The organism is Algibacter sp. AS12, assembly GCF_046736315.1.
GTDB classification, from domain to species: Bacteria; Bacteroidota; Bacteroidia; order Flavobacteriales; family Flavobacteriaceae; genus Algibacter_B; species Algibacter_B amylolyticus.
The window spans coordinates 926,211-942,816 of sequence record NZ_CP151841.1; the positions used below are offsets into that span (position 1 = coordinate 926,211).

The 16,606-nt window shown below is 32.5% G+C and carries 14 protein-coding genes and 1 tRNA gene; 1 reads left to right on the top strand and 14 read right to left on the bottom strand.

Translation table 11 applies throughout. The features are described from left to right. Positions 1-104 precede the first annotated feature (104 nt). From AAFN75_RS04060 to AAFN75_RS04100, 9 genes are all read right to left on the bottom strand, one after another. The gene (locus tag AAFN75_RS04060; protein ID WP_411808344.1) at positions 105-350 is read right to left on the bottom strand and encodes a hypothetical protein; all 246 of its coding nucleotides are present in this window, start codon (positions 348-350) and stop codon (positions 105-107) included. 168 nt (positions 351-518) lie between these two features. Then, positions 519-764: a hypothetical protein gene (locus AAFN75_RS04065; RefSeq protein ID WP_411808345.1), complete on the bottom strand. Its 246-nt coding sequence runs from the start codon at positions 762-764 to the stop codon at positions 519-521. Between the two features lie 235 nt (positions 765-999). After that, positions 1,000-1,072 (bottom strand) — tRNA-Met (locus AAFN75_RS04070). Between the two features lie 119 nt (positions 1,073-1,191). After that, entirely contained in the window at positions 1,192-1,374 is a 183-nt protein-coding gene (locus AAFN75_RS04075) for a CPXCG motif-containing cysteine-rich protein (protein ID WP_411808346.1), read from the bottom strand. Positions 1,375-1,441: 67 nt separating this feature from the next. Continuing rightward, on the bottom strand, positions 1,442-2,266 hold the full coding sequence (locus AAFN75_RS04080; protein ID WP_411808347.1) for a Two component regulator three Y domain protein: 825 nt from the start codon (positions 2,264-2,266) through the stop codon (positions 1,442-1,444). A 188-nt stretch (positions 2,267-2,454) separates the two neighbouring features. Beyond that, positions 2,455-3,774, bottom strand: coding sequence for a TolC family protein (locus tag AAFN75_RS04085; protein WP_411808348.1), 1,320 nt, complete (start codon positions 3,772-3,774; stop codon positions 2,455-2,457). After that, a complete protein-coding gene (locus tag AAFN75_RS04090) occupies positions 3,764-6,961 on the bottom strand; it encodes an efflux RND transporter permease subunit (RefSeq protein ID WP_411808349.1) in 3,198 nt (1,065 codons plus the stop codon). The genes AAFN75_RS04085 and AAFN75_RS04090 overlap by 11 nt, the downstream gene beginning before the upstream one ends. A 2-nt stretch (positions 6,962-6,963) precedes the next feature. Continuing rightward, positions 6,964-8,097 carry an efflux RND transporter periplasmic adaptor subunit gene (locus tag AAFN75_RS04095; RefSeq protein WP_411808350.1) on the bottom strand — a complete coding sequence of 378 codons (1,134 nt, stop codon included), beginning with the start codon at positions 8,095-8,097 and terminating at the stop codon, positions 6,964-6,966. 79 nt (positions 8,098-8,176) lie between these two features. Next, entirely contained in the window at positions 8,177-10,087 is a 1,911-nt protein-coding gene (locus AAFN75_RS04100) for an ATP-binding cassette domain-containing protein (protein ID WP_411808351.1), read from the bottom strand. An 85-nt stretch (positions 10,088-10,172) separates the two neighbouring features. Between AAFN75_RS04100 and AAFN75_RS04105 the strand changes: the two genes are divergently transcribed. Continuing rightward, positions 10,173-10,556: a DUF983 domain-containing protein gene (locus AAFN75_RS04105; RefSeq protein WP_144115679.1), complete on the top strand. Its 384-nt coding sequence runs from the start codon at positions 10,173-10,175 to the stop codon at positions 10,554-10,556. A gap of 147 nt (positions 10,557-10,703) precedes the next feature. Here the strand turns inward: AAFN75_RS04105 and AAFN75_RS04110 are convergent, their stop codons facing one another. From AAFN75_RS04110 to gldK, 5 genes are all read right to left on the bottom strand, one after another. Further along, the gene (locus AAFN75_RS04110) at positions 10,704-11,750 is read right to left on the bottom strand and encodes an NAD(P)/FAD-dependent oxidoreductase (RefSeq protein ID WP_411808352.1); all 1,047 of its coding nucleotides are present in this window, start codon (positions 11,748-11,750) and stop codon (positions 10,704-10,706) included. Between the two features lie 114 nt (positions 11,751-11,864). Beyond that, positions 11,865-12,755 (bottom strand): gliding motility protein GldN, encoded by an 891-nt coding sequence (gene gldN, locus AAFN75_RS04115; RefSeq protein WP_411808353.1) that lies wholly within the window; start codon positions 12,753-12,755, stop codon positions 11,865-11,867. Positions 12,756-12,827: 72 nt separating this feature from the next. Then, positions 12,828-14,390 carry a gliding motility protein GldM gene (gene gldM / locus AAFN75_RS04120; RefSeq protein WP_411808354.1) on the bottom strand — a complete coding sequence of 521 codons (1,563 nt, stop codon included), beginning with the start codon at positions 14,388-14,390 and terminating at the stop codon, positions 12,828-12,830. Positions 14,391-14,444: 54 nt separating this feature from the next. Next, entirely contained in the window at positions 14,445-15,086 is a 642-nt protein-coding gene (gene gldL / locus AAFN75_RS04125) for a gliding motility protein GldL (protein WP_144115683.1), read from the bottom strand. A gap of 81 nt (positions 15,087-15,167) precedes the next feature. Further along, entirely contained in the window at positions 15,168-16,538 is a 1,371-nt protein-coding gene (gldK, locus tag AAFN75_RS04130; RefSeq protein ID WP_144115684.1) for a gliding motility lipoprotein GldK, read from the bottom strand. Positions 16,539-16,606: the final 68 nt, after the last annotated feature.

Consider the following 16,606-nt stretch of genomic DNA (forward strand, 5'->3'; position numbering starts at 1 on the left):
TGATTAACGAGTTTTCATATTCTCCTGTAGCCTTTAAACTTTAAAAAATTTCCACCACACCTTTATAAACAGCATGAACCATGACCGCATACGTGCGACGATTTTTATCTTTTCATACCTGAATAAAATTCTAAGTCTTCCTTTTCAGCTTCTAATGGTGTTTGTGGTGCATTATAAGACATAAATAAGAAGAATGGCTTATACATTTTTGAAGATTCTTTAATAAAACGAGCACCTTCACCAAATAATACATCGGTTAAATATTCAGTATCGTTATCAACATTTTTTCCTTTATGCTCTAATGGTTTCAAATAATAAAAAAATGCCTTTTTGTCCTCTTTTTTCAGCATCTTCATACTTTTGCTTGTATATTTCAGGATTGTATTCGTGTCCACCTTTTTAGTATCATCTGGTCCCTTTTTTGTAGAGTTGCACAAACTCACTAAAAGTAATACGAAACTGCATAAGACCATTATTGTTTTTTGAATAATTCATCATTTCAAATTTAAGTATAGTCATTAGTTTTTTAGTTCTTCAACAAACAAGACGTCATAATATTCTATTCTTGGTATTGCAGTTATTGGCGCACCATTAATTTTATTCTTAAAGACAATCATTTCGCTATTTTTTATGGTTAATTCAACACTTTCTTTTCCAACATTAACTATGGATAAAATAGCGTTATCTTGTTCATTTTTAATGAGTCTCCAAATACATTTTCTGGCATTAGATCCTAAGTCTAACGTGTCTACCAATTCCACCACGCCTACATTTTATTATTTATAACACTAATAATTAAGTTAAATCCTAAGTCTCGGGTTTTGTTAATTCAGATATATTCAAAACATTATATAAATTATTTAATTTTTTTAAATGCCAAATGAAATCAAACTGAATCAAATGCTATTAAGGTGAAGAAAAACAGCTTTATTCTGTACCTATTCTGTACCATTGGAATAAAAAAAGCTTCCGATTTATCGGAAGCCCTTTATTTGTTAGTAGCGGGAACTGGACTCGAACCAGTGACCTTCGGGTTATGAGCCCGACGAGCTACCTACTGCTCTATCCCGCGATGTAATCTTGAAATAATTTACTTAGCTGTTAACTTTCGGTTCATAATGCCGACCAAATTATTTCGGACTGCAAATATACACTGTTTTTACGTTTCTACAAACATAATTTAATAAAATATTATTGCTCAATGCTATTTGCTTGAAACACTGTTAATTCGGAATCAATAAACTGAGTAATAATCTGAATTGGGTTACAGCAAACTTCGCAATCCTCGATATAAGTTTGCTTATTTACCGAAGCATCTAATAACATTGAAATGTTTTCCCAACAATGTGGACAGGTAAAATAATGTTCAATCATTTTATAAAAATAAAAAAAACCATCACAACTGTGATGGTTTAATACTAACTAAACTATAAAAACTATATTATTCTTTTTCTATATCCATTGTTGCAGTTGCATTTTGTAATTCTAAATGCATTAACGTTGGAGGGTTTTTACCAGAAACACTAATGTATTCTTGGTTTAGGTTATTATCACTTACCATCATTGTATTTAACTTGGTTAAATTCATGAATTCTTTTGGTAAGTCTCCCGAAAATTGATTTGTAGATAATAATAACTCTTCTAAATCTTTTAATTGTGCTATTTCTGCTGGGATTTCACCATCCATTTTATTATCCATTAAACTTAGTTTTTGCAACTTTGTTAATGCATAAATCTCTGTTGGTATTTGTCCTGTTAAAAAGTTACTTCCTAATAAAAGCTCTTTTAAGTTTGTTAAGCCCATTAATACACTAGGAATCTCTCCTGTAAATTTATTGCTATATAATTTTAAAGATTCTAATTTTTTTAATTCACCAAGTTCAGCAGGAATTTCACCTTCAAAACCATTCATAAATAATTGTAAATCCTTTAATTCTTTTAATTCTTTAATTGAAGAAGGGATTGTTCCGTTAAGTTTATTAAAACCTAAGTTTAAAATTTTTAATCCTGTTAAATCTCCTATTTCTGTTGGTAAAGGCCCATTAAGATTATTAAACTGAAGATTAATCTCTACAACTCTTTCATTTTCTATTTTAACACCATACCAAGTATCGATAGCTAAACTTAAATCCCAAGAAGAATTCCATTCTGCACCGTTAGTAGAGTTATATAGAGCAATTAAAGCATCTTTATCTGAACTAGAAACGTTTGCAAAAGAATAAGCTGATACTAAAAAACAAATTGCTATTAATTTAAGAGTTTTCATAATTTCGATTAATTCGGGGGTTAATTCTGGTACGAATATAGACCCGAATCAGATTAAAAACTATTTTTATCGCTGAAACACACGTAATTTTAACATTTCATTTTCGATGAATAGACGAAATACATGTCTTTTACAACATAAAGCCCCAAACCAAAAACTATTAATACATTGATTTTAAATGACTTAATCTAGTATTCTACGTTTAAAATCTCCCCACTTAATTGAAGAAGTTGGAATTCGGCTAATTTTGCCAAATACTTTGCCTGATTTCTACTTAACTCTGCACTTAGTAAATTAAGCTGTGCCTGCCTAAACTCTATAGAGTTAACTTGCCCTAATTTAAATTGCTCTTGTGTTCTATCAAAATTATTCTGAGCTGTCTTTATATTATGTTCTTGAAGTCTGTAAACACTTAGCTTATTCTGGTAATCGTCCCAGGCGTTATTAAAATCGCGTACTACCGATACTAATAGTTGCTCTTTTAAAATGTTTTGAGATTCTAAATTTATTTTGGCATTTCTAACATTTGTAATTGTGCTTCCGCCATCAAATAAATCCCAACTAAAACTTAATCCTGCTGAAAGCCCCGTGTTAACGGAATAGGCAGCAAAAGAAGCCGCATTATTATTACTTTTATTCCAACCATAACTTCCTGTTAAACCAACAGTAGGTAAATAGGCGGACGATTCAGATTTTACTCCTAAAGTATTAATATCAATACTTTTATTTATCTGTAAAACACTAATATTATTATCTTTAACTTTATTTAAAAGTTCATTTTTATCGTAAAGGTTATTAAAATCAACTTCGGTACTTATATTAAAATCTTCGGGAATTGTATTACCCAAAACAAAATTTAAATCGCGTTTAGCGTTATTTAACTCCTGTGTAGTATTCATTAAACTAATACTGTCATTATTAATATCTACCTCGGCATTAAGACTCGCTAACTTATTAGATTGTCCGTATTCAAATTGATATTGAGATCTTAATAACCTTTCTTTTGAAATATTTAAAGTTTGAGAAACAGCATCTTTATTTTCAACAAGTTCCGCTACTTTATAATAAATTGTAAATAGTTGTACAATTGTATTCTCAATAGTTTCACGTGCTTCTAACTCTGTTAATTGCTTTGTTTCTTTAAACTGTTTATAGTTATAAGAACGCCCTAAACCGTCAAATATGGTGTAATTTAAATCTACAGAAGCATTGTATCTAGAACTTTCTGCACCGTTTAAAACTCTATTCGTTCCATCTGCAAAACCAACTTCCGTATCATCTAAATTGTAATTAGCACCAGCGTTACCCGTTAAAGTTGGTAAATAACCAGAGTTTAAAATATCGGCATTATTTTTAGCGATTTCCACATCGGTTTTCGCTAACTTGATACCATAATTATTATCTAAAGCTAAGCTAACAGCTTTTTCGGGTGTAATTAGTTCTTGAGCAATTATTGAACCGTGGAACAACATTACTATTAAACTAAAACAAACAAATTTAATGTTCATTCTCTTCATTTTGTTCTTTTATAGCTCGTTCTACTTCTTCTTTTGTAACATCATTTCCTGTAATTAACCATTTACCTTTTTGCTTAAAACTATTACTAAAAGATAAAAACAATGGTAACACCAACAATGTTAATACGGTTGCATATGCAATACCAAATGATATTGAAATTGCCATAGGTTTTAAAAATTGTGCTTGTCTACTTTTTTCTAAAAGCAACGGTGCTAAACCTGCAATAGTTGTTAAAGAGGTTAAAAATATTGCTCTAAAACGCGATTTACCTGCGTTTAATAATGCTTCATCAAACTTTAAGCCTTCCTTTAAATTAGAATTAAATTTACCTATAAGCACCAACCCATCGTTAACCATAATACCTATTAAGGCTATGATTCCTAAAAGCGATAATATATTTACAGAAAAACCAAGCATCCAGTGTCCCCAAGCTACAGCTGTAAGACTAAACGGAACCAATAAAATTAATAATATAGGTTGGCTGTAGCTTCTAAACGTGAAAGCAATAACAATATAGATAAGAAATAAAATAGGAATTCCAGCTTTACCTAAAGAACTCATTAATTTATCTTTTTCTCTGTTTTGTCCTTCGAAAGATGCAGAAATGGTTGGGTATTTAGACTGTAAATCTACCATTGTTATGTTCTTTAAATCTTCTAGAATATCTGCTGTACTTGTATTTGGATCTTTTAAATCTGCCGACACTTTAATTTCTCTTTGCCCCTCTAAATGATTAATGGCAACATCTCCTCTTTCTATGCTATAAAAAGCGATATCCTTTAATGTGACACGCTCTCCTGTTGGTGTTACAATTCGCATTTCGTCTAGATCGTTAATCGATGCTCTATTGCTTCTATCGTAACGCACCCAAACTCTAATTTCGTCTTGTCCTCTTTGAAAACGCTGCGCTTGTGTTCCAAAAAAACCAGAACGAACTTGACTCATTACAGTGCTTAAATTTAAGCCTAGTAAATATGCACTTTCCTTAAGTTCTATGCGTATTTCTTTAATTCCTGCAGGATCGTTGTCTTCGACATCCTTTAACAAAACATTAGATTCTAAAACTTTTTTCAGTTCTACTTTTGCTGCCTTTAATTCGTCTATATTATTTCCTAAAAGCGCTACTGAAACTGGACTTCCTCCAAAATTTCCTCCAGAACCATAAATTAAACGTTCTGTCCCAATTACAGGACCTACAAGCTCTCTTAATCTATTAGTTACTAATGAAGATTTAATAGCATCTGGTCGCTCCTCTCCGGGTAACATATTAATTTGTAATTGTGCACTAGAGCTACTATTTATAGTTAAAATAGTATTTTCAAATAGCTCCTTACCTGTTCCTTTTAAGTATTTCTCGGTAAATTCTTTGTTAACAATAAACGATTTTTCTTCTATCATAGAAATAATAGAATCTGTGATTTTCTCGTTGGTTCCGTTGGGCATATCCAGTTCTATGGATACTCTATCACTGGCAACCGAAGGAAACATAGTAACTCCAATTATTCCGCCTCCAATAGCTCCAAAGGTAAAAATTAGTAAAGCCACAAAAATACTTAAAGAGAGTATTTTAAAATTTAAAACGAAAGTAATTATTGGTGTATAAAATTTATCGCGTAAAAAGTTCATAAAATTATCTCCAGCCTTATTTATCACTCTCATTTTTGTGAAGAATTGCTTCATTTTTGAAGGATTCTCTTCTACAACTGGTTTTCTTAACGCTTTAGAATGGGCTAAGTGCGCCGGAAGAATAATTAATGCCTCCACTAAAGAAACCACCAAAGTAAGTATTACAATTACCGACACTTCGCCAAAAAACTCACCAATCCTACTGTCTAAAAACAGAAATAATGAAAATGCTAATAGCGTTGTAATAATTGCTGAAACTACAGGAGGAATAACTTCCATTGTTCCATCTATAGCTGCATCGATAGCAGATTTTCCTTTTTCGAAATGCTGATAAATATTTTCAGCAATAACAATACCATCATCTACCAAAATCCCAATAACGATAATCATTCCAAAAAGTGATAATACATTAATGGTTACATCAAACTGTCCTGCAAATATGAACATTCCTAAAAATGAAATTGGCAACCCAAAAGCAACCCAAAAGGCTAAACGTGTATTTAAGAATAAGGATAAAAATATTAATACCAATAGCATTCCTACTATGGCATTTTCTGTTAAAAGATCTGTACGTTGGTTTAATGTTGTAGATAAATCACGAACAACATTTAATTGTACATTATTATGTTTCTGGTTATAAACTTCAATATACTCTTTAACTTTATCCGCAGATGAAATTAAATCTTCAGAATTGGTACTAGTTATAGAAATATTTATGGCTAATTTTTGATTAAAATACGTGGCATTAGGTGTTTCTGAAAAGCGATCGCGAATAACAGCAACATCTTTTAAACGGACTACTTTTCCATCGCTTGAAGCACGAACAACAATATTAGAAAGCTCGTCTCCATAATACGAACGGTTATTTGCTCTAATAAGATACTCTTCGGCATCTGTTTTTATAGTTCCGCCTGTAGTTAAAATATTAGTTCTGCTAACTGCTTGCGAAACTTCACTAAATGTTAAATTATAAGCTAATAAACTAGTTTCATTTACTGCGATTTCAATTTCTTCAGCAGGGTAACCAGAAATAGAAATTTGAGAAATACCATCTATAGCTCTCAAATCGTTTTCAACATCTCTACCAATTTGTTTTAAAGTAGCTAGCGGAATATTTTCGCCACTCAATGCAAACGAAATGGTTTCTCTAACGGCTTCTTGCTTTGCAACTACTAAAGGTTCCATTCCTGTTGGAAAAGAAGGCACACGATCTACCGCATTTTTAACTTCAAGTAACATGAAGTCTATATTTTCGCCTTTTTCTATTTCTACAGTAATAGACCCACTGTTTTCTCTCGATACAGATGTAACGCGATCTACACCTTTTAATCCTTTAAGATTATCTTCTATTTGAAGTACAATACCTTCCTCAATTTCTTGAGGTGAAGCTCCCGGATAATTAACACTTACATTAATTATTTTAGAATCTACTAAAGGGAAAAATGATGATTTTAACGATAGTATTCCTAGAATTCCGAAACCAATAAAAGCTAAAATAAAAACATTTACTGCTACATGATACTTAATAAAATAGGCTATAAGTTTTCTCATGGCTATTGTTGGTCTTTAGCTTCAGATTGTTCTTCAAAAGATTTCACCAACATTCCTGCATACGCTCCAGGAACTGGCTTTTTAAGTATTACCGTTCCGTTTGGCACATTTTTCAAAACCACTTTAGTATCCGAAAAATAAATAGGTTTTACATCTATTACATCTAGCAAACTATCTTTTACAACGTAAATTTGTTGCGTTTCTAGTAATAAGTTTCTATCTATTTCTATAGCATCACTTTCCTCCTTCGCATTTAAATTAGCCTCTAAGTACATACCTTCTTTTAGGTTTGTATTTTTAACTTCAATATAAGCTGTAATGGTTTGCGTTGTTGGATCTATGCTTCCATTTACACGAGATACTTTTCCTTTATAATTTTCGGTTTTATCTAAATTATTTAAAGCAACATCTTCTCCCACTTTAAGTAAGTTGGCATAGACTTTACTAACAGCAACTTCCATTTCGTAAACGGATGGATCTATAAATTCCCCTAGTTTTTGTCCACTTCTAATTAATGTACCTTCGGTAACTAAAGCTTCAGTTAAAATACCAGAAAACGGTGCAGTAATACTATATTTGGCTAAACGTTGTTCTAAATTTTTTACATTGTAGTAATTAGAAACTATACTTCTTCCTGTAATAAAATAGTTCTCCTTATCGGAAGTCATTTCAGGCAACTTAGGTGTTGTTTTATTTAAATCGAAACTAGAAAGATAGTTTTGCCATTTATTAAAAATATCAGGAAAATCTAAACGTAAATCTGGCATAATTGCAGCAATGGAGTTGTAGAGATTGCTTTTAGCAGATTGTACACTTGCATAATACTCTGCTGCATCCACTTTAATTAAAGTTTGTCCAGCTCTGTATTCTTGCCCTGGCTTAAATAACTTACTTCCTTGCTTAAATATACCTTGTACCTCGGCATAAATTTCTAATCTGCGTTTGGCTTCCAAACTTCCATTTGCAGCAATAACGATAGGAATTACGCTGTTTTGAATAGTATCTGTAAAAACAGTTTTTACAACTTTTGCTAGTACAGGTTTTGGTCTGTTTTTATCTGCTATTAATTTTTTAGCATAAAAAAAAGAGGCTACTATTAACAATAGTCCAATAATGGATAGTATAATTTTGCGCATACACAGAGTTTTGATAAGTATGCAGGCAAAATTAGCCTATAGTTGAAGCGATAAACGTTAAAAAAAACATAAAAAATTACTAATTTTCGAACTCTTCAATTTCTAGATGAATGTCTTCCCATTTTTCCATAAAACCTTGTAAAGCAGTTTTCTTTTTTTGATAATCATCAAAAAAGTTTGGTTTAGAGGTCACTTCTTCATAGTTAATTTCGAGTTCTAAATCAATTGCCTTTATTTCGCGTTCTAACTGGTTAATTTTAGACTCAACATTACTCAACTTATTATTAAGCGACTTTAATTTTTTTTGATCTTCATAAGACTGTTGTTTTTTAACCTTTGGCGTTTCCTTAACTACCGTACGTTTTTCAACCTCTCTTAAGTTTTCAACTTTTCGTTTTTCTAAATAGTAATCAATATCACCTAGATACTGCGTTAGCTTGTGGTCCTTAAACTCATATACTAAGTTTGTTAAACCTTGTAGAAAATCACGATCATGCGACACCAAAATTAAAGTACCTTCAAAGCGCTTTAAAGCATCCTTTAATACATTTTTAGATTTTATATCTAAGTGGTTCGTTGGCTCATCCATAATAAGCACATTAAACGGTTGTAGCATCAACTTAGCTAAAGCCAGACGGTTACGCTCTCCTCCAGAAAGCACACGTACATATTTTTCGGCCTCGTCACCTCTAAACAAAAACGATCCTAAAATATCACGAACCTTACTACGGTTGGTTTCATTTGCGGCATCAATCATAGTATCTAGTACGGTTTTATTTCCATCTAAATACTCTGCTTGATTTTGAGCAAAATATCCTATTTGTACATTATGCCCAAGTTTTAATTCACCATCATATTTAATATCGCCAACCATAATTTTGGCTAAAGTCGATTTCCCTTGTCCGTTTTGACCAACAAAAGCGGTTTTACTATCGCGCTCAATAAGTAAATCAACTTCCTTTAAAACCTGATTATCACCATAGGTTTTAGAAATCTTATTGGTTTCAACTACAACTTTTCCTGGTGTTATAGATACCGGGAAATTTAAGGTCATTACACTATTATCATCTTCATCAACCTCAATTCTATCAATTTTATCAAGCTTTTTAATAAGCGATTGTGCCATAGTCGCTTTTGATGCTTTAGCACGAAACTTTTCAATTAACTTTTCGGTTTGCTCAATTTGCTTTTGCTGATTTTTTTGCGACGCCAATTGTTGGGTTCGCAATTCTTCACGCAACACTAAAAACTTAGAATACGGTTTTGGATAATCGTAAATTCTTCCTAAAGAAATTTCAATAGTTCTATTAGTAACATTATCCAAAAACATTTTATCATGCGATACAATAGCCACTGCACCTGCATAATTTCTTAAAAATCCTTCCAACCAAATAATAGATTCAATATCCAAGTGGTTGGTAGGCTCATCTAAAAGTAAAATATCATTATTCTGCAATAATAATTTTGCTAGTTCAATACGCATACGCCATCCGCCAGAAAAAGTATCGGTAAGCTTATTAAAATCTTCACGTTTAAAACCTAAACCTTGCAGGATCTTTTCGGTATCACCTTGGTAATTGTAACCACCTTGAATTTCATATTGGTGTTGCAACTCATTTATATCAATCATGAGCTGGTTATAGCCTTCACTTTCATAATCGGTACGTTCTGCTAATTGCGTATTAACAGCTTCCATTTTAGCTTCAAGTACTTTTATTTCGGTAAACGCTTCATACGATTCTTCTAAGACCGTTCTACCTAAAACAAAATCAATATCCTGCTTTAAAAAGCCAATTTTAAGTTCTTTATCGGCAGCTATTTGTCCTGTATCGGGCTCCATTTCTTTCGATAAAATTTTAAGCATTGTAGATTTTCCAGCGCCATTTTTTCCAATAAGCCCAATTCTATCGCCATTACCGAGTTTAAATGTTATGTCTTCAAAAAGGTATTCTCCTTGAAAAGAAATCGATAAATTATGGATATTCATCATAGAAATGTAACTTTTGTAACAATACGTTATTAATAAAATAGTATTTTTGTATTGCAATTTCGCATGCAAAAGTACACTAAATTATATGTTTAAAAAAGGATCAAAATTATATAGCATTTTAACCGGAACATGTCCAAAGTGTCATGAAGAATCTATGTACGTTAATACTAACCCTTATATTCTAACCGAAGCATTAACCATGAACGAAAAATGCAGCAACTGTGGCACAAAATATAAGATTGAACCCTCGTTTTTTTACGGTGCCATGTATGTTAGTTACGCCGTAGGTATAGCTTTTGCCTTTGCCGCTTTTATTATTAGCCTTTACGTTTTTAACGCTAGCCTTAATGGTATTTTTATTTCTATAATAGTTACGCTTGTCGTTTTTATGCCCATAATAATGAGAGTTTCAAGGAACATTTGGATAAACTTTTTTATGAGTTACGATAAAACCTTAAAGAAAAAATAATTTTTAGACGTCTGCCTGCCTTCAGATAGGTTAATCATACAGAGTTGCGAATTTCTCTATAAGTCCTCGCTCATCCTAAGGGCTGCGAACCTATATTCATCGATTATAAATGTTTCACTGCAATACCTAACGCGGTTTTTTATAAGCTTATAAGTTAAAACGCTTAATATCAACTACTTTTTCAAGAGATACATTACCCTCAATAAAATTATAAAGTTGTTTGGCCACATAAGGTCCAATCATAACTCCCCGGGTACCAAGTCCGTTTAGCACATAAAGATTTTTATGTTTCGAGTGACTCCCAACTAACGGCCTTCTATCTTTAACCGTTGGTCTTATACCTGCTACCTGCTGCACAACTTTATATGGACAATCTATAATAAGTTTATCTAACTTTTCCAAAAGTGTCTCCTTGGCTTTTACAGTGGTTTCATAAGTTAAATCTTTCCACTCGTAAGTGGCTCCAACAATATATAAATCATAACCTAAAGGAATTAAAAACACACCTGCTTTTAAAACAAAGTCAATATTTAAATCGGGGGCGTGTATGGTTAACAATTCACCTTTAGCTGGATTTAGTGGTAACGTATTAAAAAACGGATTTAAACGTATACCAGAGCCTTCTGCAAACACAATATACTTAGCTGTTATATCTTTATAGCCTAAAGCCTCATCAGTAATATGTAAGCTTTCATAGTTAAAGGTAGATTCCATAAGGATATTACCTTCTGTAAGTTCAGCTTTATAGCCTTTAATCATAGTATTAACATCAATCCTACCCGTTTCTAAAACTTCACCAAAACCAAAAGGAGCATAAATAGCCTTATTTATATTTTTAATAATATTCGTAGAAAGATATCTTGTTAACAATGGTTTATCCGAAGCCGAAAACCAATCGTTCTGTTCTTCTAGCGAAGCAAATTTTCTGTACACTGGAATTTTATAATCCAACTTTAAGTTTAATCGCTTCTCGATCCCTGCATAAAGTGGTAACGCAATATCTAATTGCTCGGTACTTTTCCATACTGAAGTAAAGCGTTTTAACACCACAGGATTATATAATCCACCCGCAACTGTAGATGATTGCTGAGAGCCATCATCGAAAACCACAAACGACTTTCCATTTGCTCTTAATTGCTCGCAAAAACTAATACCAGCAATTCCAATACCAACAATAATATAATCTACTTCCATATTGGGCGCAAAGATAGTTAGAATGTTTAAAAAAAGTACACAAAGTAATTTTAGGCATAAAAAAACGCCCACTAAAAAGTGGGCGTTTTTACTATTTTATAAGACTATTATGGCTTAATACGTCCACATATCTAATTCAAAATCTCTAATTTTATCTTTGATTCTTTCAGATTCAAGTAATTGCATTAAAGCATTTTGTGATACATATTCTGATATAGCTCTATCATTTTGCACATTTTCTTCTTTAAAAATATATCCTTGAAAACGTCTTGCGTTCAACACGTGATCAAAAGAAAATGGCATCGAACTATTTTTGTTGTTAAAAGATTTTGCTTCGTGTAGCACTTCTCTAGCATCAGGAAAAAACACCCAAAATAAAGGAACTAAATCTGGCTCTGAGTCATCAATAAAGTTAACATCTGGAGCTACAGGAGCAATTCCTAAAAGTCTGTACTTCATCTCCGCTTGACGCTTATCAAAATACCAAAGACCTTTAATATGATATTCTCTAATATCAGCAGCTGTAATTTCTCTTTTGTTAATGTATTCTGCAGATAAGGTTTCACCAGCATTTAATTGTTCAATACCATACTCGGTAGTATCAATCATAGTTAATGCCCCTTGAATATCTTTTAACGTACGTTTTGTTGTAAAATAAGAATCATCATAAATGTTCTTTATTTTTCCATTCTTAATGTTTTTCATTAGCACGTCATACAACGATCTTCTATCACTACCAATATTGTTTGTATCAATTGGATAGTAAAGTGGAAAGTTTGCACGCTCATCAAGCACAATCTTTTCCCAAGTCATCTTAGAAAAAAGAATATCTCTATCATCAACATACCCATATTCTAAAGGCTTGTCATTGTCGACTGCTTTTTGAGACTCCGTTCTTACCCCAATTTCTTCAGGACTTTTAGCATTAAGAATATTTGCTTGTGCGAATAGACTCGATACTGTAAAAACAGTAGCAACGGTTAATAAAAAACTTTTTACGTTCATCTTAATTTTTATTTTACATTCTAATTGCTAGAGATAACCTTTGTTTATTTAAAGTTATTTCTAACAGTTTTTTTAATTTGTAAGTTCTACAAAAACTGGTGATACTTTTTTAAGTATAACACTTACACCACTTGCTTTAGCTTCAATATCAAATATTTGAACTCCAGATCCACGCTTAGCTTTTGCTAAAGCTGCTTGAGCTCTACTATCTAACTTATTTCCTTTAACATTTATTGTGGGCTGCCCAGGAACTTTAAATTTAAATCCTGAAACTCTTAAAGGTAATTCAAAATCGAAATCTTCAAATTTAGCACCAATAGTAGAAATTTTAAGACTGTTACGTTGCATTTTAATAGCTCCATCTTCACCTCTAATTGTACCTGTTGGTTTTGGTAAATCTTTAATTCTAAATTTAGCATTATCGGTTACTTTTCCACCATCTGGTAATGTACCAGTTACGTTGATAGTAACTTCTCTACCTTTAATTTTTGTAGCATCCATTACATAACTACTACCAGAACCTCTAGATAAACCTTGAGCACTAGCACTTACTTTATTATCTGGAACACCAGCAAAAGAAATAGTCATTGGGTTTTTAACACCTCTATAAACAACATTCATTTTATCTGCTGAGATTGTAGCAGAATTTGGCTTTGCTACAGTTGCGAATGTAGATTTAACTGGTACTTCAATTTCTTCACCATCTTGAGCAAAGATTAATTTACCTTCAATCTTATGTTCGCCAACTCCACCTGTTCCTATTTTTAACTTAACCTTACCATCTTCAATAGAATATTGGTTTGGAGAAAGCTTTCTACCATCTAAAGTTAATTCAACTCTACTTGGTTTAGTAGATGCATCTTTACGACCTAATACAATTTGTCCATCAAACTGCTCACCGTTAAAGTAAGCTGATTTTGAAGTTTCCATTAAGGTAGTATAGTTTGTCATTGACACCTCACTAGAAAGTGTTCCTGCTAACATATTTGATAATATTTCAGACTCTGTAGTTTTAATATCAGATTGTAGTTGAGTCATTTTAGTTAAAGAAGCCACTAAAGGAAATCCTTTGTAGTGGTAATCTAACCAATCAACTTTAATACCGTCTCTATTTTCAACTTCAGCAGTGCTAAACTTATTGTTTACTTGTTTTATTACAGACTCCATACCTTTTTCACCTGCTAAGATGTTTGCAACACCTTCTCTAAAACCTTTCATGTGAGCTAAAAACTCTTTTCCTTCTTTAGTAACAATACCGCCTTTAAAGAAATTTTGGTCTAGGTAATCAGCCTTATCCATAATTTCATAATCCTTCTTGTCTTCCAACTTAGCGGTCATTTTACCTTTTAAACCTTCTAAATAGGCATCAAATTTATGCGCTAAATCATCAATTTGATCAGCTTTAGCTTTTAAAGGCTTGTACTTTTCTGGTTGATCTTCCGCTTTTACATCTAAACTTGCAACAAAACTAGCATTTCTGGCTTCTGTTGCTTGGTTAGATTCCGTAAGCTTTTCGTTCATTAATCCGAAGGCTGAAAGCACTTCTTTCGACATATTTAAAGCTAGCATCGCTATAAATATTAAATACATCAAATTAATCATTTTTTGTCTTGGGGTTTCTTTTCCTCCTGCCATGTTTAATTAGGTTTTTTGGTTAATTTTAATTTGGGATTATTTATTAACTCCTAATTATTTATTCATTGCAGATAACATACCTCCATAAACACCATTTAATGATGATAAGTTAGACGCTAAAGATTGCATTTGCTCTTTTAATTTAGCCGCGTTTTCAACAGACTCTTCATTGATAGATTGTTGCTTAGTTGCACTATCTAACTGCACTTTGTATAAGCTGTTTAATGATTCCATTTGAGCAGCTGCTAAAGATAACTCTTCACCATATTTCTTAGTTGCTTCAACAGAATCCACTGTAGATGACATGTTTTTTGCAGCGCCTTCAAATCCTCTGATGCTTTCTCCTAAGCTAGCGATTAATTCACCATCAATTTTTGCTTCTTTTAATAAGTTATCTAATTTTTGAGATAACAATCCTTGAGCATCTTCATTTCCAGCTCCAGCTTTTGCACTAGCTTTTCCTCCAGCTAATTCTGGATATACTAAAGACCAATCAACTTCTTCGTCAATAGGTTCGAATGCTGATAATGCGAAAATAATTGCTTCTGTTACCAGACCTATAGTTAACATAACGTTACCTGTTAAAGGTCCTATTTCAAAGTGAATGATTTTGAATAGGGCACCAACGATTACAATTGCTGCTCCTAGGCCATAAGCCATTCCCATAAATTTCTTTTTTGCTCTTGAACTTGCCATAATTTTAGATTTTAGTTTTAAGTAGGTTTTTTTACTTAAGTAGGTTAATATAATTATTATTAATTGATTTGGATTAAACTTTTATTGACCGTTACTAGTTACTTGTGTCCCCATATAATCTTGCACGGTTCTGAATCCTATATAACTCCTTGCGGAATCAGCGTATTCATAATCTCTTGAACTTACTTGTAAAAAGTAAGCTACATCTTTCCACGATCCACCTCTTACAATTTTTCGTTTATTTTCACTATCATTTACACTCGGGTTAATACTCGATGTATATTGATAAGATGAAGGATCGTAAGATGCATTCACCCATTCTGATACGTTACCAGCCATGTTATATAAATTATAATCATTTGGCTCGTAAGATTTTGCTTCTACTGTATATAACGCTTGATCTGCTGCATAATCTCCTCTTACAGGTTTAAAGTTTGCCATAAAGCAACCTCTATCACTTTTTGTATAAGGCCCACCCCAAGGATAGGTTGCAGCTTGCAGGCCACCACGAGCAGAATACTCCCACTCAGCTTCAGATGGTAATCTAAATGTATTTACCATTTGAGCACCTTTTTTAGATTTTTGGTAAGAGTTCTTGTTTATTGTTCTCCACTCACAAAATGCTTTAGCTTGTTTCCAAGTTACACCTACAACAGGGTAATCGCTATAAGCATCATGCCAGAAATAATCGTTATGCATTGGCTCGTTATAAGAATATGCGAAATCTCTAATCCAAACTGTTGTATCAGGATAAATTTCTAATTCTTCTTTTATAATAACATCACTACGCTTAACACCTCTATTTCTCGCAGCCTCTTGAATATCCATGTGGCTGTATTGGAATTTAAATTTAGTAACATCCCATGTACGTTGCCCATTGTAAGACTCTTCTAGAGGTAAATACATGGTATCCATAACCTCAGCATAGTATTCGTCTAAATACTCTGAAGTATCAAAGATTAAATCAATGTCTTTATTAATTTTTCTGCCTTCATAGCCTGTTGGCCCTAAACCAGTATAATTATCATACATGTATTTTTCGTAAACAGACATGTTTTCTGGGTCTGCATCACTAAATGCAAATTCGCCAATAGTACCTTCATCCGCCTGAGTTAAACCCACTTCGTCTGCTAATACGGCTAGTTTCATTCTAACGATAGAATCTCTTACCCAGTTTACAAACTGACGGTACTCACTGTTTGTAATTTCTGTAGCATCCATGTAAATGGCTCTAACAGTAACAGTTTTAGAAGGAGCATCCTGCACACCTGCAAGATCATCATCCGCCTTACCCATTATAAATGCGCCTCCAGGAATTAGCTCCATGCCAAAAGGCTTCTCTGGATGCCACTTTTTTCCTTGAACACCAACTAGTTCGCCTCTATTTTTAGAGCCACAACTTGCTAACATTGCAAAAACTGAGGTTAACAATATAAATTTCTTAATATTCATAGAAAACTTGAGGTTAATTATTTTAAGCTTCATTATTGAGAGCGTAAACATATTTATATATTTTTAAT

Coding starts and splice junctions, on each gene's coding strand:
- gldM (WP_411808354.1), bottom strand. CDS start 14,390: ATGGCAGGAGGAAAAGAAACCCCAAGACAAAAAATGATTAATTTGATG.
- gldL (WP_144115683.1), bottom strand. CDS start 15,086: ATGGCAAGTTCAAGAGCAAAAAAGAAATTTATGGGAATGGCTTATGGC.
- AAFN75_RS04105 (WP_144115679.1), top strand. CDS start 10,173: ATGTTTAAAAAAGGATCAAAATTATATAGCATTTTAACCGGAACATGT.
- AAFN75_RS04095 (WP_411808350.1), bottom strand. CDS start 8,097: ATGCGCAAAATTATACTATCCATTATTGGACTATTGTTAATAGTAGCC.
- AAFN75_RS04080 (WP_411808347.1), bottom strand. CDS start 2,266: ATGAAAACTCTTAAATTAATAGCAATTTGTTTTTTAGTATCAGCTTAT.
- gldK (WP_144115684.1), bottom strand. CDS start 16,538: ATGAATATTAAGAAATTTATATTGTTAACCTCAGTTTTTGCAATGTTA.
- gldN (WP_411808353.1), bottom strand. CDS start 12,755: ATGAACGTAAAAAGTTTTTTATTAACCGTTGCTACTGTTTTTACAGTA.
- AAFN75_RS04075 (WP_411808346.1), bottom strand. CDS start 1,374: ATGATTGAACATTATTTTACCTGTCCACATTGTTGGGAAAACATTTCA.
- AAFN75_RS04060 (WP_411808344.1), bottom strand. CDS start 350: ATGCTGAAAAAAGAGGACAAAAAGGCATTTTTTTATTATTTGAAACCA.
- AAFN75_RS04100 (WP_411808351.1), bottom strand. CDS start 10,087: ATGATGAATATCCATAATTTATCGATTTCTTTTCAAGGAGAATACCTT.
- AAFN75_RS04090 (WP_411808349.1), bottom strand. CDS start 6,961: ATGAGAAAACTTATAGCCTATTTTATTAAGTATCATGTAGCAGTAAAT.
- AAFN75_RS04085 (WP_411808348.1), bottom strand. CDS start 3,774: ATGAACATTAAATTTGTTTGTTTTAGTTTAATAGTAATGTTGTTCCAC.
- AAFN75_RS04110 (WP_411808352.1), bottom strand. CDS start 11,750: ATGGAAGTAGATTATATTATTGTTGGTATTGGAATTGCTGGTATTAGT.